We start from the raw sequence: 23,319 nt of genomic DNA on the forward strand, positions 1-23,319 counted from the left end.
GCTCAGCGATCCGCGTGATCGAGGGCGCCGACCTCGCGGACGGCCGCGGCGACGGCGCGGAAATCCTTGCGCAGGATCGCGCCGTGGTTGCTGGCGACTTTCGCGCTGATCCGGATGTTCGGGTTACGCGCGGTGACCGCGTCGAGGCCGGCTCGGATCCGTTCCTGCTCATCGCCTTTGCTGCCGAGCGAGGACCCCGAGGCGTTCACGTATCGCGTCGGGACGGTGATGTTGTCCAGGACAGGGTCCAGTTCGCGTTTGCGGGCGATCATCCCGGCCTCGATGTTGCTGTCCGCCATCTGTTCCGCGGTCATCTTCGGGGTCAGGCCGGTCGGGCGCAGCGCAAGCATGAGCCAGCTCAGCCGCCGCCACAGCTTCCGCATCTGCTCGATGTCGATCTCATCGATCCAGTCGTAGGGTTGCGCGCCCTCGACCAAGACCGCGCCGACCGCGCGGCCGGGATTGCGGCTCGCCCAGTGCGCCGCGACGAACGCGCCGTAGGACCAGCCCACCAGTAGCGCGCGCGGTACCTCCCTGGCCGCGAGCACCGCGTCGACATCGTGGACGTTCGTTTTGAACGAATAGTCCGCCGAAGGCTTCGACTTGCCGCGGGCCCGCATGTCGTAGGTGATGTGCCGCCAACTCGGGCCCAGTTCGGCGATGACGCGTCGCCAGTTTCGCTGAGTTGCCATGTGGCCGTTGAGGTATAGCACCGGGATGCCTGGGCCGCCGGTATCGGTGACGGCCAGGGCGGTGTCGTCGACCGGCACCATGCCGGTCCAGTTCGTGGTGGTCATCGGGGCTGGCCTTCCTCGGCGCGGGCGATGGCTTCGGTCAGTTGTCTGCGGGCACGGGCGGGGACGTAGCCGCCGTCGGAGTAGTTCTCGACGAACGTCTCGACGAAATGCACCGGGTCCGCGCCGACGATCGCGCGGATCGGCGTCGCGTCCGCCGCGGCCTGCTCGAACAGGTCGGCGAGGTCGTCGAACCGCGATGCGTCGTGCTCGCCGTCGATCGGGACGAAGTGCATCATGTGCTGTTCGATCGCTTCGACCGCCGCCCGGTAGTTGGGCGGAAGCCGGCGCATGCGCGTCTTGTACCGGCGCCAGCGTTGCTTGGGGCCGACCAGCTTTGCGATCAAGCCGGCGTTCGCGGTGTCGGACATGGTCATCGGTCTCCTTCGTGGAGCCGTTCGAGTCGTTCCGGGAGGAAGCTCCTTGTCCTCCAGTGCTTTTCGCGATGTCCTCGATTGCTACTTGGTGTTACTTACTACTAGTAGATAGTAACGATGAGTACCGGTACTTAGCAATAGCGAATAGTTGAGGGACTGCGCGCGCGGCGCGATTCGGGCAGGATTGCCGGGGTGATCATCGGACTGTGCGGGGCCGAGTTTCCTGAGGTTCGGCGGCATCTGCGGGTGGCGTTGCCGGAGGCGGAGCTGGTCGAGCTGGTGGTGGGTGCGCGTGAATTGCGGGCCGTGGATGTGCTGGTTCCGTTGGGGGCCAGTATCGATGCGGGGTTGATGGAGGCCGTGCGGCCTCGGTTGATTCAGCAGTTCGGGGTGGGGTTGCAAGGGGTGGATCTGGTCGCCGCGCGGGAGCGGGGGATTCCGGTGGCGTTTGTGCCTGCCGCCGATACCGGGAATGCGGTGGCGGTCGCGGAGATCGCGATGCTGCATCTGCTGATGTTGTTGCGGCGGTTCGGCGAAACGCAGGTGAGTGTCGCCGAGCGTCGAGTCGGGAGTCCGAGTGGGAGCATGCTGGCCGGTAAGGCGGTGACCGTGCTCGGCACTGGTGCGATCGGTACTGCGTTGCTGGCTCGGCTTTCCGCGTTCGATGTGGTGACGACGGCGGTCGGGCGGCGGGGTTATCGGGACTATCCGGCGCTGAGCGGTCTGGTTCCGGCCGAGCGGTACTACTCGATCGATGTGTTCCGAAAAGCCTTGGCGGGCACCGAAGTTCTGATCGTTTGTTGTCCGCTGACCGAGCGAACGCGGGGCCTGGTCGGTGCCGACGAGTTCGCGGCGATGCCGCCGGGCGGGTGGCTGATCAATGTGGGTCGCGGACCGATCGTGGAGTATCGGTCACTGCTCGACGCGTTGCGATCCGGTCGTTTGGCCGGTGCCGGGTTGGACGTCACTTGGGCAGAACCCATCGATCCCGGCGATCCGCTGTTGAGTGAGAATGTTTGCGTCACACCGCATATCGGTGGTGTCACCGAAGAGTCGTACGCTGCGATGGCGGCTACGTTCGCCGTGAATGCGCGCAGAGTGCTTGCCGGGGAACCGCTTTCACATCTCGCGGAGTGAACTCACGCCGGAGAAATCGCGCAGGCTGACGTGGTTGCGATCAGTGCAACTGCCGAGCGAGTGATCGGGGTGCAGGCCGAGGTACTGGCGGCGGGTGCGGGTGCTCCAACTGCGGGCGGCGTCGGAGCGGGTCTTGTAGAAGTTCGCCGTGTAGCCGCCCTCGTAGATGCGCAGCAGCATGTATCCACCCGGATACTCCTTGACCGCGGCGACTTCGAGGAATTCGACATCGATGCCGATGTTGGGGCGGCTGAGGCGGTTTCGGTGCGTGTGGCCGCTGTGATGGAGAAAGACGCCCGGGGCATTGCGGTAGAGGGTGTGCAGCGCGGCGGCGTTCGACGGGTCGAGGACGAAGCCGGGTCCGCCCGGATTGCTCACTGCCGCATGCGATGTCACCGGGTGATGGCCGAATATCAACGTCGGCCGGTGCGGGTCGGCGGACAGGAGGTCGCGTAGCTGATCCCGTTGCGGGGCGACGATAGTGCCGCCGGAACCGGTCAGCCGTGTGGTGTCGAGCCCGATCAGGCGCAGTCCGCCGAGGTGGTACTCGACCAGTCGCTGGCGGCTGTGGAACACCGCGCCCCAGTGGTCCCGGGTTTCGCCGCGGAGTTGTTCCGGCTTGTCGTGATTGCCGCGGCAGACGAAGTAGTCCTGGCCGAGGCTGCCCCAGCGGTCCAATCGTGCACGCACAGCGCGTGATTGGTCGCGGGTGCCGCTGTCGGTGAGGTCGCCCGCGATGATCAGGTGATCGGCGGCGCGGTCCGGGCTGTGCACGTCGTCGAGCAGGGCGTCCAGCATGATCTCCGGGTACTGCGCGGTGTCGTGGCGGAACCCGGTGGGCAGTCCGCTGACTATCAGTCCGCTGGTGTGCTCGCCGTAGTGCACGTCGTTGGCGAGTGCGATGGTGCGCAGCAATCGGCCCGGTGGGGGAGTCGCGGTGGTGAATGTGCCGGTGGATTCCGGTGTTCCGGATTTGCGGGTCACCAGGGTGCGGGCGGGGACGGCGCGGCGGCCGTACGAGTACGCCTCGAACCGGTAGGTGCGGCCCGGCTCCAGTCCGTTGATCTCCGCGTAATGGTATGCGGTGGAGCGGGAATCGAGGTGACAGGTCCGTGCCGGCCCGAGTTGGTCCGCGGGCGCGATCCGGACCTCGGTGTCCGCGGGGACCGGGCGTAGGCGTCCGGAATGATCGCGGGCCCGGGTCGTCCAGGTCAGGATCGCGGATCGGTCGGTCACGGTGACCAATTCGAGGTCCGAGACGCTCAGCGAATCACGTTGTGTCCGAACCGAATCGGCACGTATCAGGGTCAGCCGCGCCGGCGGGCGGAACGGTGTCCGCACGGTCACCGCCGCCGCGCCCACCGCGATGTTCGCCAGCCAGGCAGTTCTGAGTCGTGGATCGAGCATGGGATCTCCGTCCGCCGCTACTCCATCGACACTACGGTCGCCAGTTGAACGTGTCGTGTGCTGGCACCGTCGATGAAATGTCCTTATCGCGACGAAGGCGGATGCCGCAGGACCAGCGGCAGATACACGTCGTCCACGATGCCGACGATCACGTCCTCCTCGACCGGCACGCCGAACAGCAGGAAATGGTTGCGCAACAGGTCGGGCGCGACCGTTGCCCGGCGGGAGTTCAGGACGGCGCGATCCACCTCGCCGCGTTCGACGGCCCGCTCCAGGATCGTGTGGATCGTCGCGGGTCCGGCCGTGTGCACGTGTTCGCGGATGAGGCGGGCGAGCTCGGGATCGCGGGTCAGCTCGGCGAGCAGGCCGCGCATGATGCCGCCGTAGGGCGTGGCCATCTTCGTGGCCATCTGATGCAGCAGGGCGATCACGTCGGCGCGGAGTTCGCCGGTGTCGGGGATCTCGACATCGGAGGTGCCGCCCAACTTGCATGCGTCCACCACCAGTTCGGCGCGGCCGGCCCAGCGGCGATAGAGGACGGTCTTGCTGGTGCGCGCCCGGGCGGCGACCCGGTCCATGGTGAGCGCCGGGTAACCCACCTCGGCGAGTTCGGCCAATGTCGCGGTGAGGATGGCGTGCTCCAATTCCTCGCCGCGCCTGCGCGTGCCCTTGCGGTAATCGGTCGCCGAGTCGACGGGTTGCTGGACTTTCACTGGCGGCCTGGCTCCTGAAAAACGTTGCGTTGCTTGGGAAGACACTCTAATCTAAAAATAGAGTACTAAGAGTATCTTACGATCTCGAGGGGACCGATGACCGACACTGTTGTGACACCCCGAACCGACAACGCTCCCGCCTTTCCGAGCGACCGCACCTGCCCTTATCAACTGCCCGAGCACTACACGCAGTTACGCGACGATGAGGCCTCGCTGCGAAAAGTGACGCTCTTCGACGGAGCCCAAGCCTGGGTCGTCACCAAACACGAAACCGCCCGCGCCCTGCTCGCCGATCCGCGCTTGTCGTCGGATCGCACGCACGCGAACTTTCCCGCCCTGTCGCCGCGCTTCCGCTTCTTCCAGGAGAGCAAACCCGCGTTCATCAGCCTCGATCCGCCGGAGCACGGTGCGCAGCGACGGATGCTGATCAGCGAGTTCACCCTGAAACGGGTCAAGGCCATGCGCGCCGACATCGAGCGGATCGTGCACGGTTTCATCGACGACATGCTCGCCGCGGGTCCGCCCGCCGACCTGGTCAGTCAGTTCGCGCTGCCCGTGCCGTCCATGGTGATCTGCCGGCTGCTCGGCGTGCCGTATGAAGACCACGATGAATTCCAGGACGCCAGCCGTCGCCTGGTGCAGGCGACCAGCGGCGAGGGCGCGTGCGCCGCGCGTAATGAACTCGCCGTCTATCTGGACGGACTGATCACCCGGTCGCAGGCCGAACCCGGACCCGGCCTGCTGTCCAGTCTGGTCGCGGATCAATTGGCGCACGGCGAGATCGGCCGCGAGGAACTCGTGTCCTCCGCGATCCTGCTGCTCGTCGCAGGCCACGAGACCACCGCGTCGATGACCTCGCTGTCGGTGATCACCCTGCTCGAACATCCGGACCAGCACGCTGCCCTGCGCGCCGACCCCACCCTCATTTCGGGTGCGGTGGAAGAACTTCTGCGTTACCTCGCCATCGCCGACATCGCAGGCGGCCGGTTCGCCAAAGCCGACATCGAGATCGACGGTCAGGTGATCAAGGCCGGCGAGGGTGTGCTCATCTCCAATTCCATTGCCAACCGCGATGGTTCGGTCTTCGCCGCGCCCGACACGTTCGACGTGCACCGCTCCGCCCGCCACCACATCGCCTTCGGCTACGGCGTCCATCAATGCCTCGGCCAGAACCTGGCCCGCCTGGAACTGGAGATAATCCTCGGCGGCCTCTTCGAGCGCATCCCGACCCTGCGCCTGGCCGTCCCCACCGACCAGCTCACCCTGCGCCCCGGCTCCACGATCCAAGGCGTCAACGAACTCCCGGTCACCTGGTAACCGACCACGAAAGAAGCCCGCACATGCGAGTATCCGCCGACCGCACCGTCTGCATAGGCGCCGGCCTCTGCGCCCTCACCGCCCCCACCACCTTCGACCAAGACGACAACGACGGCCTAGTCAAAGTCCTCACCCCCACCCCCGACCCCACCACCGAAAACGAAGTCCGCGAAGCAGCCGACATCTGCCCCTCCGGCGCCGTCACCTTCACCGAATAAGTACTGGTCGGGCTGCGTCGTCAGGCAAAGGCGCTGACGGCGCGGCCCGACTGTGTCCGGTTGACTTCGGTGCGGTTGTGATGGGCTCCAGGTGGGGTGTGGGGGTGGCGGTCAGGTGTCCCAAGGAATTGGGGAAGGCTGGTTCGGGGTGGTGGGGGCGGGTTAGCGTCGGCGCACATCAGGGACTGCACGGAGTGGCGGAGGTGCCGCGTGGGCGATCGTATTGTCCGTGGCGCGGTGGTGATGGCCGTGCGTTGTGCGATAGCGGTGCTGGCCGGGATCGTGCTGACCGGGACTGCGCAGGCTGAACCGGTTATGCCGGAGCCGATTTCGGCTCCCGATGGCTCTCATGTGGTGAGTTTTGCCGAGAGTCGGGCGGGTATTGATCTGACTGTCCACTCGGCGTTGATGGGTCGGCCGGTCGTTCTGAAAGTTCTTCGTGCTCCGGATGATTCGGTACCGGCGCCGACGTTGTATCTGCTCAATGGTTCGGATGGGGGCGCGGACAAGAACTGGGCCGATGCGACCGATGTTGCGGAGTTCTTCGCGGACAAGCAGGTCAATGTCGTCATTCCGTTCGGGGGAGGGGGTAGTTACTTCACCGATTGGCGGGCGGATGATCCGGCGCTCGGTACGCAGCGGTGGGCCACCTTCCTCACCCGTGAGTTGCCGCCGATCATCGATGCCACGTTGAAGACGACCGGTGCGAATGCGATTGCCGGGATCTCGATGTCGGGGACCGCGGTGTTTCAGCTGGCATTGAGCGCGCCCGGTGTGTATCGCGCGATCGGTTCGTACAGCGGCTGTGTGCGGACCAGTGATCCGCGCGGTCAGGCCGTGGTCAACGCCGTTGTCACCAGCCAGCAGGGCAATACGGTGAACATGTGGGGGCCGCCGGGGGATCCGGCTTGGGCGGCCAATGATCCGTACCTGCATGCCGAGAAGTTGCGCGGTACAGCGATATACGTGGCGAGCGGCAACGGCAGGCCCGGCCCGCTAGATACCGTCGACGGGGTCCGTGGCGACCTGGTGCAGCTGGCCTATCAGTACATGTTCGGCGCACCGCTGGAAGCCATCGCGAACGTGTGCACGCAGCAGCTGCGGGATCGACTGCGGGAGTTGGATATTCCGGCCACGGTCGACCTGCGTTCGTCCGGCACGCATTCCTGGGGGTACTGGCAGCAGGACCTGCACAACTCCTGGCCGGTCTTCAGCGCGGCCCTGAATCGGTGAATGTGCCTGAGATACGCGACTGTTGGGAGAAACTCTGATGTCGGATAGTGCTCTCGGCACGCACCTGCCCGGTGCGCCCGCGGACGGTGGAATCGACGCGTGGCTCGCGTTCACCGGCTGTCTCATCGCGGTATTCATGCAGATGATCGACGTGACCATCGTGAACACCGCGCTGCCGAACCTCACCGCGGACCTGGCCGCGTCGCCGTCGCAGCAACTGCTCGTGGTGTCCGGCTACTCGCTCGCCTTCGCGTGCACCCTGCTCACCGCCGCCCGGATCGGCGCCATCTTCGGTCGGCGCATCGTATTCCTGGTCTCCGTGGTCGCCTTCACCGCGATCTCGGTGTGGTGTGGCATGTCCACCAGCGCAATGGAATTGGTGATCGCCCGAATCTTTCAAGGGGCCGCGGGAGCCGGGATGGCCGCGCAGACCATCGCCATCCTCATCGCCAGCTTCCCGCCGAACCGCCATCAGCAGGTGTTCGCCCTGTACGGCGCGACCGCGGGCTTCGCGGGGATGCTCGGCCCGATCGTCGGCGGCGCACTGGTCACGGCCGATATCGCCGGCCTCGGCTGGCATTCGGTATTCCTGATGAACCTGCCGATCGGCCTGCTCGCCTTCGCGCTCGGATTCCGCTACCTGCGTCTCGGCCAGCCGAAGGAACGCGACCGACTCGACCTCGGCGGCGTCGCGCTGTCCACCGTGAGTCTGTTCGGACTGCTCGCCGCGCTCGCCGACATCCAGCAGAACGGCTGGCGGCCAGGGCCATTCGGGGTGATCGCCGCGTCGCTCGCGGTAGGTGCGGTATTCCTCGGCTACGAGCGTAGACTGACTCGGCGCGGCGGCAGTCCACTGGTACGCCTCGATCTGTTCGCCAACCGCGGCTTCGCCCTCGGCTCCGGACTGGTAGCGAGCTTCTTCGGCCTGTTCACCGCGTTCGTCTTCACCGTATCCATCACTTTGCAGGACGAACTGCACTTCTCCCCGCTGCGCACCGGCATCGCGATGACACCGTTCGCCCTCGGCGCGGGTGCGGGCGCGCTCGCCTCGCCATTCCTGGTAAAGCGCTGGGGGGTAGAGGTACTCGCGGCAGGCATCGCCGTCTATGGCGGCTGCGTCGCGATCGGCGCGGGCTACCTCCACCTGACGAACGGAAACGTGAACCTCGCGCTGGCCCTAGGCCCGGTCTTCATCGCGGGCCTGGGCGTCGGCCTGTTCGGCGTGCAACTCCAGCCGCTCATGCTGGCTGGCCTGCGCGAGCGTCAGATGGCCGAGGCCTCCGGCCAATTGCCCACCATCGAACAGATCGGCAACGCGGTCGGCCTCGCCCTGCTGAGCGTGGTGTTCTTCCGCGCCCACACCCTGACCGGTAGCGTGATCATGTTGTCCGCCATCGCAATCGGCGCGATGGCCATGGCCTTGCCGACCCTCGCCCTGCCGGACCCGGCCAAGCGGCTCACGTGATCAAATGCGGACCGCCCAGCGCGGACGACAACGGCGCATCACCGGCCTGCGGTCCGATGAGCAACTGCTTGAGGATCTTTCCGGTCTCGCCACGCGGCAGCGTCGCGAGGAAGGTGACGTCGCGCGGCACCGAGAAGCGGCTGAGCCGATGCCGGATATAGGACCGGATCATGTCCGAATCCAGCCCGGATCCTTCGCGTTTCACCACGAACGCGGCAAGCCGCTGGCCGAACTCCTGATCCGGGACGCCGACCACCGCCACCTCGCTGACCTGCGGCAGGTGCGAGAGCGCCTCCTCGACCGGCCGCGGGAAGACGTTCTCGCCACCGGAAATGATCATCTCGTCGTCCCGGCCCGCGATGAACAACCGCCCCGCGACATCGAGATAACCGAGGTCACCGGTGTCGAGCATGCCGTCCGCCTCGGTCGGCGGCGCCGAGTTCACGTAACCGTCGAACAGCATATGGTTGCCGACGAAGATATGCCCGGTGACGCCCACCGGCACCGGGCGCTGATCCGGGCCGAGCACCGCGATCCTGGTGCCCAGCGGCGGCCTGCCCGCGGTGGTCGGCGCGGTCCGCAGGTCGTCCGGGGTGGCGATGGTGGCCCAGGAGACCTCGGTGGAACCGTAGACGTTGTAGAGGAGGTCGCCGTAGGCATCCATGAAGTCCAGCACCGTCGCCCCGGCCAGCGGCGCACCGCAGCTGACGACGGCGCGCAGGCTCGACGTGTCGTAGCGGGCGCGCACCCCCGCGGGCAGGTCGAGGATGCGGTTCACCATGGTCGGCACGACGATCATGCTGGCGACCCGGTGTTCGGCCACCAGCCGCAGGCACTCCTCGGCGTCGAACCGCTCCGGCAGCACCACCGTCGCGCGCAACGGTGTGCTGATCTGCAATCCGGCCAGGCCCCAGGTGTGGAACAGCGGGGCCGGGATGAGCATGGGCTCCGCGATCGGCAGCGGAATCCGCGACAGCAGCGCAGCGATGGTGCCGAAACCCTTGGGCTGCGGGCGGCGCGCACCCTTCGGCGTGCCACTGGTGCCCGAGGTCAGCACGATCAATCGGCCCGCCCGGGTCGGCAGCCGAAATCGCTCCTCGCCCTTGGCGATCAGGTCATCGATGGTGACCCGGCCCGGTGCGACGCAGCGACCGTCGGTGTTGAAGCGCGGCAGGTCCGAGTGCAGATAATGCACCAGCTGTTCGAGGTCGCCGTCGACGAACAGCGCGGCCAGCCGGTGCCGTTGCACGATGTCCTCGATCTGCCGGCCGGACAACCCCACGTTCAACAGCGCCACGTCGACGCCGAGTTTCCCTGCGGCGACCATGCATTCGACCATTCCGGCGTGGTTGCGCGCGAGCAGTCCGATCGTGTCGCCGAAGCCGAGCTCGAGCTTCGCCATCGCACCGGCCAGTGCGCTTGTGCGCGTGTGCATCTCGGCGAAGGTGCGGGTGCCGTAGTCGTCGATCACGGCGATCTGGTCCGGGGTGTGCGCCGCGGCGGTCGCGTATCCACCGGCCAGGTTGAAGCCCCACTTCGCCAGGGACCGCGCCTGTTTGACGCCGGTCGCGAAGTTCGCGGTCCGGCCGACGCCGACGGTGACCATCTGCTTGGCCACGCTGACCTGCCGTCGCACCGGGGAGTTCTCCGCGTTGATCACGGTCGAGGTCCGCGCGCCACGGATGACGTCGACCGCGCGCTTCAGTCCGCTGTTGACCCACGCCACCACTGCGGCGTTGGACCCTTCGGCGATCGATGGATGCAGCCGGCCCGGTGCGAACACGGTGACGGTGACCTTGGTGCGCTCCTCGTCACCGCGCAGCCGGACGGACACGAAGCTGCCGGTGCCAGGGCACTGCAATTCGAAGCTCTCGTACCAGCGCCACACCGTGAGCAGCAGTTGATGCGTGCGAATACCGGAGCTGGCGGTGCCGATGCGCACCTGCGCGATCCGGCTGTCCGGACGGGCTTCCACCAGCTCACAGGCGCCGATTCCGGCGAACAGCCGCGGGTAGGTCTGCGGTTCGAGGAGCAGATCCCACAGGGCTTTACGGGCGACCGCGAAGTCCGCCCCCACATCGATGATGTCGGTAACCAACTCATGCACTTCTCGTCGGCCGGTTCGAACAGCTCGGGGGCCGGCGGGTGCCCCTCGACCACGGGTCACCCGGCTGGCAGCACCAGCGCCGGCGACCTGCAATCGATCTCAGTATGCGGTGCGACGGCGCAGTTGCTCACCATTTACTCCTACATTGTGCGCTGCCCAAGAGCCGGGGCGCCCGGATGTGAATTCGCCCAAAGTGCAACGGGATTCCGGCGCTACCGGGCGGCACTCCAGCGCGCGACCTGCTGCCCGATCTCGGTGACCGGCGGTTCCCGGTAGAGCCATTCCCGCGCGATCCGGTGCCAGTTGTTGGTGGTCTCCAACTGCCCCAGCGCGGCAAAGGTGAACAGATCGGCCCGGCGGGAGAACACGTGCTCGGCGGGCAGTCGCTGCTGGCGCATGCCGCGGAACTCGGCGGCGCGCGGATCGATGGCGAGAATCAAAGCGCCGGTGGCCAATTCGGGAGTGATGGTGATTTCCTCGTCGCCCAGGTGCCAGCCGGCCGCCGCCCAGACGTACTCCAGGACCTCCGCGGCGTCGACGCCGGAATCGGGATCCATGATGTCGTGGCGGACCCACAGGTCGTACAGATCGTCGGCCCGGTACTCGCTCGCGGCTTGCAGGCACGCGCGTTCGAGCTCGACGTGCACCGGGTTCATGCTGTGGTACAGGCCGAAATCGACGAAACCGAGCCGGCCGTCGTCGGCGAGCATGATGTTGCCCGGATGCGGGTCACCGCAGAATTCGAAGTCGGTGAACAGGGAGCTGATGTAGAAGCGGTAGATCAGCTCACCGATCCGATTGCGGTCTGAGCTCGGTAGCTCCCGGATCTCTTGATACGGCTTGCCTTCGAGGAACTCCGTCACGAGAACGTGTGGGCCGCAATGGTCTTCGATGCTGTCCGGTACCGTCACGAACGGATGGCCGACGTAGCGCGCGGCCACCCGATGCTGGGTGTCCGCCTCGCGGACGTAGTCGAGTTCGCTGCCGATATTGCGCGCGATCTCGTCGAGTACCTCCGCGTCGGCCGCGCTCGGCAGCATGGACTTCCACAGCTTGCTGAACAGCGCCAGATTCCGCATATCGGCTTCGACGGCGTCGTCCACGCCCGGATACTTGACCTTCACCGCGACCGCCCGCCCGTCGCGCAACCGGGCCCGATAGACCTGACCGATCGACGCCGCGGCGATAGGGGTCTCGTCGAAGTCGGCGAAGACGCGCGCCATCGGCCCGAGATCACCCTCGACCACCTTCCGCATGGCCGGGAACGCGACGGCCGGCGCTTGATCGCGCAGTTCGGCCAGCTTGACCCGGAACATCTCCCGATGGGCTTCCGGCAGCAGGTCGACGTCGAGCACCGAGAGCATCTGGCCCAGCTTCATCGCCGCGCCCTTGAGCCCGCCGAGCACCGTGACAAGTTGTTGCGCGGCTTGCAAAGTCGACCGTTCGGACAGCCGCTGCCGGGCCTGCTCGGTGCGCCCGATCATCGATAACCGGGTGCCGACTCCGCGCACCGCCTGCCCCGCGGCCAGACGACCCAGCTTGCTGCCGCGCGCGAGGCGACCCCTCGGTACTCGATCGCCCACTGTCGCACCTCCATTGGCGAACCTGCCGCGTGATGGCACTCACTCTTGCATACTCGAGCCGGACTAAACTGAGCAAAGCTCATTTTCGAGCACGAGCAGGCAGGAGTACGCGATGCCGCCGAAAGCCGCAGGAGAGCGCCGCCGTCCGACCCAGGAACGCGCCAAAGCCACCCGGGAACACATCCTCGACACCGCCGCGCAGCTGTTCGGCGAACGCGGCATCGCCAACACTTCGACGAACCGGATCGCGACCGCGGCCGGGGTGAGCATCGGCACCGTCTACCGCTACTTCACCGACCGTTCGGTCATGGTCGAAGAGCTGCTCCGGCGCTTGCTCGAAAATGTCGAGCGACGCTTCTCCCAGCGGGTATTCGGCCTCGGGGAGCGGCCGACCGACGAGATGATCTACGGCGTCCTGTCCGTCATCGCCGACGAGTTGGTCGAAAACGCCCTGCTGGTGCGGGCGCTGGTCGCCGGGGTGCAGTTCTACAACAGCGGCATCCCCGAGTTCGAACCCCGCCTGCGGCTGCTGATGAAGGTACTGGTGATCCAGATGCTCGGTCCCGGCGACGACCACGAGTACGACCTGATGACGTTCGTGCTGATCAACACCGGTTTCGCGGCGGTGCTGCGGGCCAGTGCGCTGGAGGTGGACGCGGAGTCCCGCGCGGAGTCGCTGCGCATGACCGCCCGGATGATGGCTGCCTGGATCGACGCCGAAATCATGGCCGTCGAAAAGTGAGCACCTCGCTAGGTACGTCCGCACTTTGCTCAGCCCGAACCCCGCGTTGATCCATCGATTCCCCTGGTAACCGGCTGCGAGTGCGCTTGCGGGCAGTGTGCGCAAAGAGGAGTAGAAGGTGAGCGCCCGCTCGGTTTACCGTTGCTTCCACGAGGAAATGGCAAGGAGGCCACCGGTGACGATCGAGAGTCTCGACCGACCCGAGCTCGGTGTGCTCGGGCGACAGATTTCGTTGTCGGCGCGCGATCTGGACGCGCTGACCCGCACCGTGATCGACCACGTCGCGGCGGCCGGGCCGTTTTCCGGCGCCGCGCTGCATGGTGAGGTCAAAATCGTTGTGCGCATCTGCCTCGACTGGCTGATCCATCGGTTGAACGGGCATCCCGGGCCCGTGAGCACCGACAGTCTCGAGGCCGCGGCGGCAGGGTGCGCCCATGCCGGGATTCCGATCGATACGGTGCTGCGAGCCGTGAACGAGGCGTTCAAGTCCGGGCTCGATCTGATCGCTCGGCTGGAGCCCGCGGACACGGTCGGTGTCGTCACCGCGATCGGGCGAGTAGTCGAGTTGTCCAAGTTGGTCACCGGCGCGGTGAGCAAGGCTTACGTCCGGGAGTACAAAGCCGACGCTGCCGAGCATCAGACCGCGACGCACAACCTGACTTCCGCGCTGCTCGGCGGTCAGCCGCCGGCGCACGATTTGCTGGTTGCCGCAGAGTATTTCGTGCTCGCCCTCGCGGTGCCCGCGCATCCCGACGAGGACCGGCCCGGGCTCGATCGGCAGGTCGTCGCCCGGCGCAAGCTGCGCCGGTTGCAATCGGCGCTCGCGGCGCTGCTCGATGGTGCGGCGCTGTCGTTGCTGTCCGTCGACGGGGGAACTGTGCTCGTGCCGTGTACCGCGAGCACCGATGCCGAACTCGACGGGCTGGTGCGGGCGTTGGCCGAGGCGGCGCTGGTGCCGATCACCGCGACCGTGGTGAACGCGCGGCCCGAGGAGGTGCCGACCGCGGCTCGGCAGGCGCACGAACTTCTCGATACCGCGCAACGGATGGGGCTCGACCCCGGCCTGCATCGATTCGCCGAATTGGCGTTGCAACACCAGCTCAGCCGCCCCGGGATCGCCCGTGAGGTGCTCGGCAACCATCTCACGCCGTTGGACGAGCATCCGGAACTGCGCGACACCTTGCAGATCTACATCGACGTCGATCTGAGCAGGTTGCGCGCGGCCGAACGCCTTGGCGTGCATCCGAATACGGTCGACTATCGGCTGCGGCGGATCGGTGAGCTGACCGGGTTCGATCCGGCCCGGGCGAGTGGATTGTGGTATCTGCGTTCGGCATTGATCGCCCGACAGCTTGCTTGATCCGGTCGGGTAGTAGGCAACTGTGCCAAAACGACCGGCCCGATAGCTGTGAGCTGTCCAGTTCCGTGCCGTGCGCAGGTCTTTCCTGCCTGATGATCGTTAGCGTCGTAGCCGAACCGGAATTCGGTCATCGGCCGGCAGGAGGACATGTGCGCACTGCGTTCCGCGACCCCGTGATTCCCGACGGCGAGAAATCCGTGTATGCCGTCGGCGTCCCCGAGCGGGCGCAGGCGTTCGAGCTGACGAGCGTGGTGACGCGGGCGGAGCATGACTACCACTCGACGGTCGAACTCCGTGCGGGCGACGGTAATCCGACGATCACCATCGACCAACGGTTCAGCCGGGTCGGCGGTTGGTTGCGTGCGGCGGACTACCGGGCCGAGACGCGCTCGCAGAACACCGTCGTGTCGCGCGAGGAGGCGCATTTCCTCGACACCACCCACCTCCAATTCGGTAGCGGCGTAGGGCCTTTCCCGCCGAACGTAGTGCCATTCGCCGGGGGACTGACACTGCTGCGCGGGCTGGACTTCGCCGAGGGAGCCGAGACCTCCCTGGACCTATGGCTGGCTTTCTCCGTCCATTGGCCGGTCACGGCCCGAGTGCTGAAGCGGACAACCGTCGACGTCCCCGCCGGCCGATTACCCAGCTGGCCGGTCCACCTACGCCCAGGCTTCGCCCACGTGAACAGCCTCCTGGACAAAATGATCGGCGGCTTCATCCCCTCCGCCATCGCCTACTTCGAAACCGAACCCCCACATCGATTGGTGCAGTTCAGCTTCCCGACCGAGCCAACCACCGCGCCCCGCGGACAGATGGAACTGGTTGCCTAGCAAGGAATCCCGGATCAACGAGCGCCCACGATGTCGAGCAGGAGTTCCGGCAGGTCGGTCATGATCCCACTTACGCCCGCGTCCACGAGCCGCCGGAGATCATCGCCGGGCGCGTCGGCCCTGATGTCGCCGTAGAGGGTGTCGGCGCAAGTCCACACCGGAGTCCCGAGCTCGAGCACCGTGCGCATGAGCTGATCGCCTTTTCCATCCTCGGTGAGGATCCACGACGGCCAGAGTCGGATGAGATCTGCTCCCGCATCAGCGAATTCGGCTATGACAGCCGGATCCGGTGGTGCATCCTGACGCCCGGGCACCAATGCCAGCGCACGCAGTCCCGGATCGAGTTTCTTGAATGCCCGTAGGTCGGTGGCAGTGCGCGGACCGATAATCACTTCATCCGACGCGGAGAGCTCGGCAGTCAACTCGACCACCTCGGCGATCGCATCGATGGGGCAATCTTTGATGTCGAGCAACAACTGTGTTCGACTGCCCTGCAACACTTCCAGCACCTCCCGATAGGTCGGCACCCGTTCCCCACCGAACTCCGGACCGGCATAACGTCCGGCATCGAGCTCCTTGACCTCAGCAAACGTCAGATCGGCAACCCGGCCTCGACCGTCGGTCGTCCGATCCACCGTGTCATCGTGCAGTACGACAAGATGCCCATCGGCAGTCACCCGAAGATCGATCTCGATGGCATCCACACCGAGCGCGATCGCCCCGTGAAACGCCGCCAACGTGTTCTCCGGCAGTCCAGGTGCCAGCCCACGATGGGCTATGACCGTGACTCCGCCCGCCCTCACCATGCGGTGATTGTGTCACCGGCCCGACACCGGCGGTAGGTAGTCGCAGCACTGCGGGCAGGTGATCAAGCGCTCGGGGTGAGGACGGTGCGGTTGAAGGGGGTGGTGTCTTTTGCGGCGTGGGTGATCGCTTCGTTGACTTGGTCGAGGTGGAATCGGGTGAGGTGTTCGGGGGTGAGGTCGAGGGCGCCGGAGGCGATCAGGCGGATCATGCCTACGTTTGCGGTGCGGGGGTACATCCATTGGCCGCGGATGGTTACCGAGTTGCGCATGATCCATGGGTAGGGGAGGGCGAGGTCGGCGCCGCCGAGCATGCCGACGCCGCCCATCAATACGACGCGCCCGTACTCGCGCACCGTCATCGCCGCCGTCCGGGTGATCGCGCTGGGCGCTTGGGGCGGTAGGAAATCGAGGACCATGTCGATGGGGGCGTCGGCGGCGGCGCTCATGGCGGCGCGGTCGGTGTCGGCGTGTCCGGTGAGTTCTACCGGGCTGATCCGTGAGCCGAACCGATCGGCGAGTTGGTCGAGGACGGCTCGGTTGCGGCCCGGAGCGACCACACGCCCGGCGCCCATGGCGAGCGCGATGGCTACCGCGCTGCTGCCGAGATTGCCGGTCGCCCCGCTGATCAGGATCGTCTCGCCGGCTTCGAGTCCGCCGGCCAGCAGGCCGCCGTAGGCAATGGTGTACACGGCCAAACTCGACCACTGTGCGGGATCGAGTGCCGCCCTTTCAGGTAGTCGATACACGTTCTCGGTGGGAACGCGCATGAGTTCGGCAAAGGGTCCGTCGTGCAGGTACTGCGCGAGCCGGGCACCGCCCGGACCGCGAGAACTCCATCCTTGCAAGGTGATGTCCGGCGTCAGGGCGTCGTCGCGGGCTCGTACCGTCGAGTCGCACCAGACCAGGTCTCCGACGTGCAGCCGGGTCGCGTCCCGGCCCACGTGCACTATCCGGCCGATGCCGCCGACTCCCGGCACGACGGGCGGTTCGAGTGGATAGCGCCGTTCACCGCTGAACACGTCGGCCGCGTATGGCGGCACAGAGGTCGCCAAGACCTCGACCAGTACCTCGCCGCTGTTGGTTTCCGGATCGGGCACGTCGTGCACCGTGAGCGATGAACCGAATTCGGTCAGTGTCGCTGCGCGCATGAGAAAGCCTTTCCTGTTTCGCTTTTCCACCACGCTAGGCAGGAGGCGGGCATGCGGGAAGCGAGGATCTGGCATCTCTGGTATGCGTAGTCAGCATGGACATGTCGAGCGCGAATCTCCGGGTGCTCTGTCAGATCGCCGAATCGGGCAGCTTCACCGCGGCCGCCGAACGGCTGGGCTACACCCAGTCGGCGGTCTCCCGCCAGGCGATCGCCCTGGAACGCAGTGCCGGCGCCACCCTGTTCGAGCGCCGTCCCGACGGGGTGCAGCTCACGCAGCCCGGACTGACGCTGTTGCGTTATGCCCGAACGATTCTGGCGTCGATCGACGCGGCAGAACGTGACCTGAACGGCGAGACTCCCCGCACCGAGCTGGTGCGACTCGGGTTGTTCGTGAGCGCCGGGGCGGTGATCCTGCCCGCCGCGCTCGCCCGGCTCGCCGCGGACGCGCCACAGCTCCGGGTGACCACCCGCGAAGGAACCACACCCGGCTTGACCCGGGCGTTGCGCACCGGCTCGATCGACCTCGCCGTACTCTCCTCGCGTCCGCCACACCGGCCCCCGGACAGCGAGTCGCCACGCCTGCACCTCACCACGATCGAAGACACCGAACTCCTCGTAGCGGCGTCGGCCACCGGCACGTTCGCGGGCCGAACATCGGTGCACGTCGACGAACTGGTCGACGCCCCCTGGATCGCCACCCCTTCGTCGAGCGCGGAACCACTGCTCGGTGTCTGGCCGGGTTTACCCGGGCGCGGGCGCGTCGCGTACAGCTCCCGCGACTGGCTGACGAAACTGCATCTGGTCGCCGGCGGATTCGGTATCACCACCGTCCCGGAAAGCCTGTCGCCGGTCTTCCCACCCGGCGTGATCGGTCTACGAGTCCAGGGAGCACCGCCGGAAATTCGCCGGGTTCTCCTGGCTCGACTCCCGGGCCCCACGACACCGGCGATCACGGCAGTAGCTCAGGCGATCATGACCGTCCGCTTCGTCCCGAATCGCTTGCGGAGCTAGCTATTTCGGGCCTGACGGAAGGCGTTGCGGAGCTCGCTGACCAGCACGTCGGGCTTTTCCCAGCCCGGGAAGTGCCCGCCGTATTCCATCTCGTTCCAGCTGATGAGGTTGTGGTAGCGGTGTTCGGCCCAGCGCTTGGCGACCGGGAACGGTTCGCCCGGAAACAATGTGCAGGCGGTAGGCACGGTTACCGTCCGTGCGTTCTGCGCCTCGGCGCTGCGTGGGGTCCACCGGACAGCCTCCCAGTACCAGCGGGCCGTGGAGGCGCCGGTGCCGGTGAACCAGTAGAGGGCGATGTCGTCTACCTGCTGCTCCACACTGACACCACCACCCGCCTCGGGCCGGGTGTCGGAGAAAGCGACAAGAGCCTCGCTCAGCCACGCGGCGAGTCCGGCCGGGGAGTCGAGCAGGGAGTAGCCAAGCGTCTGCGGAAGCATGCCCTGGACGATCACGTGGGTGGGGCCGGTCATCATGAACCGGTCCCGCTTGGCGAGCATGGCCTGTTCGGCGTCGTCGGCCGCAGCGATGTCCTCGGGCAGGGGTGACGCGATCGGCATGGTCAGATGCAGGGCCGCGACCCGCTCGGGCGCCAGGCAAGCCAGTTCGGTGCTGACGAACGCGCCCCAGTCGCCGCCGTGCGCCCCGAAACGTTCGTACCCGAGCCTGGTCATCAGATCCGCCCAGGCCTGTGCGGTACGGGCAGGGTTCCAACCGGGCTCCTGCGGCCGCTCGCTGAATCCGTAACCGGGCAGCGCGGGTACGACGACATCGAAGGCGTCCGCCGCGGACCCGCCGTGCGCGACCGGGTCGGTCAGCGGCCCGATGATCTTCTCGAACTCCAGCACCGAGCCGGGCCAGCCGTGCGTCAACACCAGCGGAAAAGCGTTGGTCTCGGGGGAGCGCACATGCCAGAACGCGATGTTCAGGCCGTCGAGGCGGGTGCGGAAGTGCGGCAGCGCATTCCATCGCTGCTCGAGGGATCGCCAGTCGTGCTTTCGCCAGGCCTCGAGAAGGTTCTCCAGGCGGTGCACGCCGATGCCTTGCGTACCGTCCTGAACCGTTTCCGGTTCCGGCAGGCGGACGCGGTCGAGGCGCTCCCGCAGATCGGTCAGGTCGTGTTCGGGGATGCTCACCGGGAAGGGGTCGATCTCAGTCACGGCCACGACTGTAGTCCGGCGACACCGACCTCCTCGGTGCACAAATTGTACAAATCAGTCGCCCATGTGCGGCCTCCGCGGGGTTCGGATTTCGCTCAGATCCGTTGGGGTCGTGGGAGTCAGCGGCACCCGTTCTTCGACGCGGTCGCTCGACGGCCGACGCGGTGCTCGGCTCGCACTCAGGTCTAGTCTATACGCAACGTTGCGTCTACTCTTGCGATATGACCAACACCTTGCAGAGCGATGCAGTGCTGACCGTGCTCGACCGTTTGTTCGCGGCGGCCGCCGTCGAGGACGAGGATCCTTCCCCTTGGCCCGCGGGCCGTTCGTACGCCGATGCCTCCGCGCAGGAACGTGCGGATGTATTGCAAGACGTCCTCATGCCGATCTCCGCGCGCGGCGGCACCCTGCTCTACACGCTGATTCGGGCCGCCCGGCCGCAGACCGTCGTCGAGTTCGGTACGTCGTTCGGGATCTCGACCATCTACCTGGCCGCCGCGGTAACTGACAACGGCGTCGGCCGCGTGCTGAGTACCGAGCTCAGCGTGGCGAAAATTGCTGCCGCGCAGGCGAATTTGACTGAGGCGGGGGTGGCGGGGGCAGTGACGATCCTGCCCGGCGACGCGCTCGCGACCCTGGCCGACGTCCCGGGGCCGATCGGGCTCGTGCTGCTCGATGGGTGGAAAGACCTGTGCCTGCCCGTATTACGGCTCCTGGAGGATCGGCTCGCGCCCGGCGCCGTCGTGGTTGCCGACGACACCACCCTGCCTTCCATGGGCGAATACTTGGCCTACGTCCGTGATCCGGCCAACGGCTATGCCTCGGTCGACTTTCCGGTGGAGGACGGCATGGAGATCAGCTGCCGCACCGGTTCCGCCTGACTGCCCGTGGCGCCTGGGCGCTCCGATAATCGGTCGTGCTCAGCACGGTCTGGTTGCTACCGTGCAGTTATGCAGGTCAATTCACGAATCGCCGCCGCGGCCGCCCGAGCTCTCAGCTCGCCGGTCGCTGCCGCTTGACCTTTCTTCCCATGCCGGCGACCGGAAACGGTCCGCTGGCCTGCGTCGGTTTTGTTGCCGGACTTGCCATGTGCGGTCGCTTCCGGTCGATTTCTTATCGATGGAGCAACCACCATGATCACGACAGACCACACCGTTCAGCTCTTCCTCGACTTCTTCCGCGAACGCGGGCACGAACTCACGCCGGGCGGATCGCTCATCCCTTCACCGGGGGATCCGGTGCTGTTCACCACCTCCGGAATGCATCCGCTGACCCCGTATCTGGAGGGCCGGCCGCACCCGCTGGGCCGGCGGCTGACCGGCCGGCAGCGCTGCCTGCGCACCACCGACCTCGACGAGGTCGGGGACGACACCCACCTCACCGTGTTCGAAATGCTCGGGTCGTGGTCGCTCGGCGACTACGGCGGTTCGCAGAGCCTGCGCTGGGGATTCGAACTGCTCCGCGACGGATTCGGCATCGACCCCGGCCGGATGCACGTCACGGTGTTCGGGGGTGACGAACAGGTCGAGCCCGACCACGAGTCGTGGCGTACGTGGGAGGAACTGGGCTTACCGGTCGAACCGACCACCGAGGAGAACTGGTGGTCCAACGGCCCGACCGGGCTGTGCGGACCCGACTCCGAGATATTCATCTGGACGGGAGACGAAATACCGCAGGGCACACCGACATCCGACGATCGGTGGGTAGAAGTGTGGAACCACGTCATGATGCGTTACACCCGCCATCCCGACGGCACCCTCGAGCCGCTGCACAGGCCGTGCATCGACACCGGCCTGGGCTTGGAACGGCTGGTGCGAATTCTGCGAAATACCCAGTCCGTCTACGACATCGACGTCTTCCAGCCCTGGATCACCACCTTGCCTCGAATCTGGGATCCACTGGACGAGCGGTCGCTACGACTGCTGTCGGATCATCTGCGATCCAGCATCGTCATCCTCGGTGATCGAGTGACGCCGTCCCCGTCGGGTCGCGGCTATGTCCTGCGCCGTTTGATCCGCCGCACCCTGACCACGCTGCGGCGCGACGATCCGACCCGTACCCTGTCCGACCTGCCGATCGAGCTGATGGAGCACACCCTCGAGCACTTCCGGCAATCTGTCGACCCGCACGAGGTGCGCACCGTCTTGCTCGATGAGGAACGCAAATTCGATCTGCTCCTCCAGCGAGGACGAAAGGTATTGTCGCGCAGCCGTTTCACCGGACCCTTGACCGAAGACGACTACCACTACCTGCACGACACCCACGGCCTGCCCCGCGATCTCGTCGTGTACCTGAATACCGAAGCCGGTGTCAGCTGACCGATCAGCGCCATGCTCCTAGAACGGCACATGATGGAATTGGCGTATGGACGAGATCATCTTCCGATCCGCGACGATCGACGACCTGCCTGCGCTGGTGACGATGCTCGCCGACGACACAATCGGCAGCGTCCGCGAGTCCGCGGACGATCTGACCCCGTACCGCGCGGCCTTCGCCGAGATCGACAACGATCCACGCCAGGAATTACTGGTCGCCGAACACCGCGGAGCCGTAGTCGGCACAGCGCAACTGAGCATCCTGCCCGGACTGGCCCGCAAAGGGGCAGTCCGGGCCCAGATCGAGGCGGTGCGGGTAGACCGCCCGCTGCGCGGCAACGGCCTCGGCTCCCAGCTGATCGAGGAATGCGTACGCCGAGCCAGCGAACATGGCTGCACTCTGGTCCAATTGACCTCCCACGGCAGCCGAGTAGACGCCCACCGCTTCTACGGCAAACTCGGATTCGAACCCACCCACGTCGGCTTCAAGCTGGCACTCGCCGAAGCCACGCCGTCTCCGTCTTGATTTTGCTGCGCCGCCGAGGGTGGTGAGAATGGCTCTATGGTGGAGATTGTGCTGGTTCGGGGGGATATCACCGAGCAGGGTGTGGATGCGGTGGTGAATGCGGCGAATTCTTCGTTGCTCGGGGGCGGGGGTGTGGACGGGGCGATTCATCGGAAGGGAGGTCCGGCGATTCTTGATGCTTGCCGGGATTTGCGGGCGTCGCATTACGGGATATTCGGGTGGCCGATCGATGACGGTGCTCGCATCGCGGTCGAGACTGTGCGGGCCGCCGATACTGCGGTGCGGGAGGTGCGTTTCGTGTTGTTCGGTCCGGAAGCTTATGACGCCTTCGCGGCGGCCGTGTGAACTCTGCGCTGCGGCTGTGCCGAACATATCCTTCTGTTCGAACAGGCTGTCCGGCCAGGCAATTTCGGTACACTTACACGCGGTGAACGGGGTGCGGAAGTCACCTCTGTCTGGCCGAGCGACGCGCCCGGGTTCCTTCATCGAACGCAGCTTTGACACCCTATTCCGAGTACAGGGGAACGATATGAGCATCAGCGAACAGATCACCGCCGGCGAACTGGACAATCTGACGTTTCAGGGCAAGCTCGAGGACGGGCACCTGGTGCCCGGCGGCCTGCTCGGCGACCAAGCCGCGATCGACGACATCGAGGTCGGCATCTACGTGCTGGAGAAGGACGGCACGCTGATCGCCTGCAACAAGACCGCGATCGGCGCCTGGGGACGCACCCCCGAACTCGGCGCGAGCGAGAAGTACTGCGGCGCGTTCCGCCTGCGTTACCCGTCCGGCGAGGTCATGCCGCACGAGGCGGCGCCGCCGTCGGTGGTCATCAACAACGGCGGCACCGTCCGCAACGCCGACGTCATCTGCGAACAACCCGACGGTTTCCGGCTGCTCGCACTGGTCAACGTCTTCCCGATCCGCGACGAGTCCGACGAGGTCGTCGGCGCGGTGAACATCTTCCGCCACAACACCACCAAGACCGTGCCGGGCCTGCTGGAGTCCGCCGGCGCCAGCTGAGCACGTTGCACGCCGCTCCCGACGGGTACCGCCTGCCGGGAGCGGCG

General features: G+C 66.3%; 23 protein-coding genes. 14 read left to right on the forward strand and 9 right to left on the reverse strand.

The genetic code is table 11. From position 1 onward, the window contains the following. Positions 1–2 precede the first annotated feature (2 nt). The gene (locus F3087_RS07570) at positions 3–797 is read right to left on the reverse strand and encodes an alpha/beta fold hydrolase (protein ID WP_150401131.1); all 795 of its coding nucleotides are present in this window, start codon (positions 795–797) and stop codon (positions 3–5) included. Next, on the reverse strand, positions 794–1,171 hold the full coding sequence (locus F3087_RS07575) for a DUF1048 domain-containing protein (RefSeq protein ID WP_223884908.1): 378 nt from the start codon (positions 1,169–1,171) through the stop codon (positions 794–796). Before F3087_RS07575 ends, F3087_RS07570 begins: the two co-directional genes overlap by 4 nt. A gap of 192 nt (positions 1,172–1,363) precedes the next feature. On the opposite strand from F3087_RS07575, the gene F3087_RS07580 reads away from it, so the two are divergent. After that, positions 1,364–2,308, forward strand: coding sequence for an NAD(P)-dependent oxidoreductase (locus tag F3087_RS07580; protein ID WP_191093839.1), 945 nt, complete (start codon positions 1,364–1,366; stop codon positions 2,306–2,308). Here F3087_RS07580 and F3087_RS07585 read toward each other — a convergent pair. Continuing rightward, entirely contained in the window at positions 2,291–3,715 is a 1,425-nt protein-coding gene (locus F3087_RS07585; protein ID WP_150401133.1) for a metallophosphoesterase, read from the reverse strand. The genes F3087_RS07580 and F3087_RS07585 overlap by 18 nt on opposite strands. Positions 3,716–3,798: 83 nt before the next feature. Next, positions 3,799–4,428, reverse strand: a complete 630-nt coding sequence (locus F3087_RS07590; RefSeq protein WP_150401134.1) for a TetR-like C-terminal domain-containing protein — start codon at positions 4,426–4,428, stop codon at positions 3,799–3,801. 96 nt (positions 4,429–4,524) lie between these two features. Here F3087_RS07590 and F3087_RS07595 point away from each other — a divergent pair, with 96 nt between their 5' ends. The 4 genes from F3087_RS07595 (at position 4,525) to F3087_RS07610 (ending at position 8,661) form a co-directional block, all read left to right on the forward strand. Then, the gene (locus tag F3087_RS07595) at positions 4,525–5,745 is read left to right on the forward strand and encodes a cytochrome P450 (protein ID WP_150401135.1); all 1,221 of its coding nucleotides are present in this window, start codon (positions 4,525–4,527) and stop codon (positions 5,743–5,745) included. A gap of 23 nt (positions 5,746–5,768) precedes the next feature. Next, positions 5,769–5,963: a ferredoxin gene (locus F3087_RS07600; RefSeq protein ID WP_150401136.1), complete on the forward strand. Its 195-nt coding sequence runs from the start codon at positions 5,769–5,771 to the stop codon at positions 5,961–5,963. A 243-nt stretch (positions 5,964–6,206) separates the two neighbouring features. After that, complete coding sequence (locus tag F3087_RS07605) at positions 6,207–7,196, forward strand: alpha/beta hydrolase (protein WP_191093911.1); 990 nt, start codon at positions 6,207–6,209, stop codon at positions 7,194–7,196. Positions 7,197–7,233: 37 nt separating this feature from the next. Next, positions 7,234–8,661: an MFS transporter gene (locus F3087_RS07610; protein WP_150401138.1), complete on the forward strand. Its 1,428-nt coding sequence runs from the start codon at positions 7,234–7,236 to the stop codon at positions 8,659–8,661. Here F3087_RS07610 and F3087_RS07615 read toward each other — a convergent pair. Both F3087_RS07615 and F3087_RS07620 read right to left on the reverse strand, forming a co-directional pair. Beyond that, positions 8,654–10,759, reverse strand: a complete 2,106-nt coding sequence (locus F3087_RS07615) for an AMP-binding protein (RefSeq protein ID WP_150401882.1) — start codon at positions 10,757–10,759, stop codon at positions 8,654–8,656. The two genes, F3087_RS07610 and F3087_RS07615, sit on opposite strands and share 8 nt — an antisense overlap. A 221-nt stretch (positions 10,760–10,980) precedes the next feature. Further along, the gene (locus F3087_RS07620) at positions 10,981–12,351 is read right to left on the reverse strand and encodes an ABC1 kinase family protein (RefSeq protein WP_150401139.1); all 1,371 of its coding nucleotides are present in this window, start codon (positions 12,349–12,351) and stop codon (positions 10,981–10,983) included. Between the two features lie 112 nt (positions 12,352–12,463). Here F3087_RS07620 and F3087_RS07625 point away from each other — a divergent pair, with 112 nt between their 5' ends. From F3087_RS07625 to F3087_RS07635, 3 genes are all read left to right on the forward strand, one after another. Then, positions 12,464–13,093 (forward strand): TetR/AcrR family transcriptional regulator, encoded by a 630-nt coding sequence (locus F3087_RS07625; protein WP_150401140.1) that lies wholly within the window; start codon positions 12,464–12,466, stop codon positions 13,091–13,093. A gap of 175 nt (positions 13,094–13,268) precedes the next feature. Beyond that, positions 13,269–14,453, forward strand: a complete 1,185-nt coding sequence (locus F3087_RS07630; protein ID WP_150401141.1) for a PucR family transcriptional regulator — start codon at positions 13,269–13,271, stop codon at positions 14,451–14,453. A gap of 149 nt (positions 14,454–14,602) precedes the next feature. Continuing rightward, the gene (locus tag F3087_RS07635; RefSeq protein ID WP_150401142.1) at positions 14,603–15,283 is read left to right on the forward strand and encodes a hypothetical protein; all 681 of its coding nucleotides are present in this window, start codon (positions 14,603–14,605) and stop codon (positions 15,281–15,283) included. A gap of 14 nt (positions 15,284–15,297) precedes the next feature. Here the strand turns inward: F3087_RS07635 and F3087_RS07640 are convergent, their stop codons facing one another. Both F3087_RS07640 and F3087_RS07645 read right to left on the reverse strand, forming a co-directional pair. After that, complete coding sequence (locus F3087_RS07640) at positions 15,298–16,089, reverse strand: glycerophosphodiester phosphodiesterase (protein ID WP_150401143.1); 792 nt, start codon at positions 16,087–16,089, stop codon at positions 15,298–15,300. Positions 16,090–16,151: 62 nt separating this feature from the next. Then, complete coding sequence (locus tag F3087_RS07645; protein ID WP_191093840.1) at positions 16,152–17,237, reverse strand: alcohol dehydrogenase catalytic domain-containing protein; 1,086 nt, start codon at positions 17,235–17,237, stop codon at positions 16,152–16,154. Positions 17,238–17,338: 101 nt separating this feature from the next. On the opposite strand from F3087_RS07645, the gene F3087_RS07650 reads away from it, so the two are divergent. Continuing rightward, entirely contained in the window at positions 17,339–18,250 is a 912-nt protein-coding gene (locus F3087_RS07650) for a LysR family transcriptional regulator (RefSeq protein ID WP_223884909.1), read from the forward strand. Here F3087_RS07650 and F3087_RS07655 read toward each other — a convergent pair. Further along, positions 18,247–19,407, reverse strand: coding sequence for an epoxide hydrolase family protein (locus tag F3087_RS07655; protein WP_150401144.1), 1,161 nt, complete (start codon positions 19,405–19,407; stop codon positions 18,247–18,249). The genes F3087_RS07650 and F3087_RS07655 overlap by 4 nt on opposite strands. A 221-nt stretch (positions 19,408–19,628) precedes the next feature. Between F3087_RS07655 and F3087_RS07660 the strand changes: the two genes are divergently transcribed. The 5 genes from F3087_RS07660 (at position 19,629) to F3087_RS07680 (ending at position 23,272) form a co-directional block, all read left to right on the forward strand. Next, positions 19,629–20,288, forward strand: a complete 660-nt coding sequence (locus F3087_RS07660; protein WP_150401145.1) for an O-methyltransferase — start codon at positions 19,629–19,631, stop codon at positions 20,286–20,288. A 252-nt stretch (positions 20,289–20,540) separates the two neighbouring features. Further along, on the forward strand, positions 20,541–21,725 hold the full coding sequence (locus F3087_RS07665; protein ID WP_150401146.1) for an alanine--tRNA ligase-related protein: 1,185 nt from the start codon (positions 20,541–20,543) through the stop codon (positions 21,723–21,725). A 46-nt stretch (positions 21,726–21,771) separates the two neighbouring features. Beyond that, positions 21,772–22,248: a GNAT family N-acetyltransferase gene (locus tag F3087_RS07670; protein WP_150401147.1), complete on the forward strand. Its 477-nt coding sequence runs from the start codon at positions 21,772–21,774 to the stop codon at positions 22,246–22,248. 36 nt (positions 22,249–22,284) lie between these two features. Continuing rightward, the gene (locus tag F3087_RS07675) at positions 22,285–22,593 is read left to right on the forward strand and encodes a macro domain-containing protein (RefSeq protein WP_150401148.1); all 309 of its coding nucleotides are present in this window, start codon (positions 22,285–22,287) and stop codon (positions 22,591–22,593) included. 184 nt (positions 22,594–22,777) lie between these two features. Continuing rightward, the gene (locus F3087_RS07680) at positions 22,778–23,272 is read left to right on the forward strand and encodes a PAS domain-containing protein (protein ID WP_150401149.1); all 495 of its coding nucleotides are present in this window, start codon (positions 22,778–22,780) and stop codon (positions 23,270–23,272) included. Positions 23,273–23,319: the final 47 nt, after the last annotated feature.

The sequence above is a fragment of the Nocardia colli genome, from assembly GCF_008704205.1.
Classification (GTDB): Bacteria; Actinomycetota; Actinomycetes; order Mycobacteriales; family Mycobacteriaceae; genus Nocardia; species Nocardia colli.

What these genes read in the sequence shown, in the direction of transcription:
- F3087_RS07680 (WP_150401149.1), top strand. Translation starts at nt 22,778, where the DNA reads ATGAGCATCAGCGAACAGATCACCGCCGGCGAACTGGACAATCTGACG.
- F3087_RS07650 (WP_223884909.1), top strand. Translation starts at nt 17,339, where the DNA reads ATGTCGAGCGCGAATCTCCGGGTGCTCTGTCAGATCGCCGAATCGGGC.
- F3087_RS07570 (WP_150401131.1), bottom strand. Translation starts at nt 797, where the DNA reads ATGACCACCACGAACTGGACCGGCATGGTGCCGGTCGACGACACCGCC.
- F3087_RS07605 (WP_191093911.1), top strand. Translation starts at nt 6,207, where the DNA reads ATGGCCGTGCGTTGTGCGATAGCGGTGCTGGCCGGGATCGTGCTGACC.
- F3087_RS07625 (WP_150401140.1), top strand. Translation starts at nt 12,464, where the DNA reads ATGCCGCCGAAAGCCGCAGGAGAGCGCCGCCGTCCGACCCAGGAACGC.
- F3087_RS07585 (WP_150401133.1), bottom strand. Translation starts at nt 3,715, where the DNA reads ATGCTCGATCCACGACTCAGAACTGCCTGGCTGGCGAACATCGCGGTG.
- F3087_RS07610 (WP_150401138.1), top strand. Translation starts at nt 7,234, where the DNA reads ATGTCGGATAGTGCTCTCGGCACGCACCTGCCCGGTGCGCCCGCGGAC.
- F3087_RS07670 (WP_150401147.1), top strand. Translation starts at nt 21,772, where the DNA reads ATGGACGAGATCATCTTCCGATCCGCGACGATCGACGACCTGCCTGCG.
- F3087_RS07640 (WP_150401143.1), bottom strand. Translation starts at nt 16,089, where the DNA reads ATGGTGAGGGCGGGCGGAGTCACGGTCATAGCCCATCGTGGGCTGGCA.
- F3087_RS07645 (WP_191093840.1), bottom strand. Translation starts at nt 17,237, where the DNA reads ATGCGCGCAGCGACACTGACCGAATTCGGTTCATCGCTCACGGTGCAC.
- F3087_RS07665 (WP_150401146.1), top strand. Translation starts at nt 20,541, where the DNA reads ATGATCACGACAGACCACACCGTTCAGCTCTTCCTCGACTTCTTCCGC.
- F3087_RS07660 (WP_150401145.1), top strand. Translation starts at nt 19,629, where the DNA reads ATGACCAACACCTTGCAGAGCGATGCAGTGCTGACCGTGCTCGACCGT.
- F3087_RS07595 (WP_150401135.1), top strand. Translation starts at nt 4,525, where the DNA reads ATGACCGACACTGTTGTGACACCCCGAACCGACAACGCTCCCGCCTTT.
- F3087_RS07675 (WP_150401148.1), top strand. Translation starts at nt 22,285, where the DNA reads ATGGTGGAGATTGTGCTGGTTCGGGGGGATATCACCGAGCAGGGTGTG.
- F3087_RS07600 (WP_150401136.1), top strand. Translation starts at nt 5,769, where the DNA reads ATGCGAGTATCCGCCGACCGCACCGTCTGCATAGGCGCCGGCCTCTGC.
- F3087_RS07575 (WP_223884908.1), bottom strand. Translation starts at nt 1,171, where the DNA reads ATGACCATGTCCGACACCGCGAACGCCGGCTTGATCGCAAAGCTGGTC.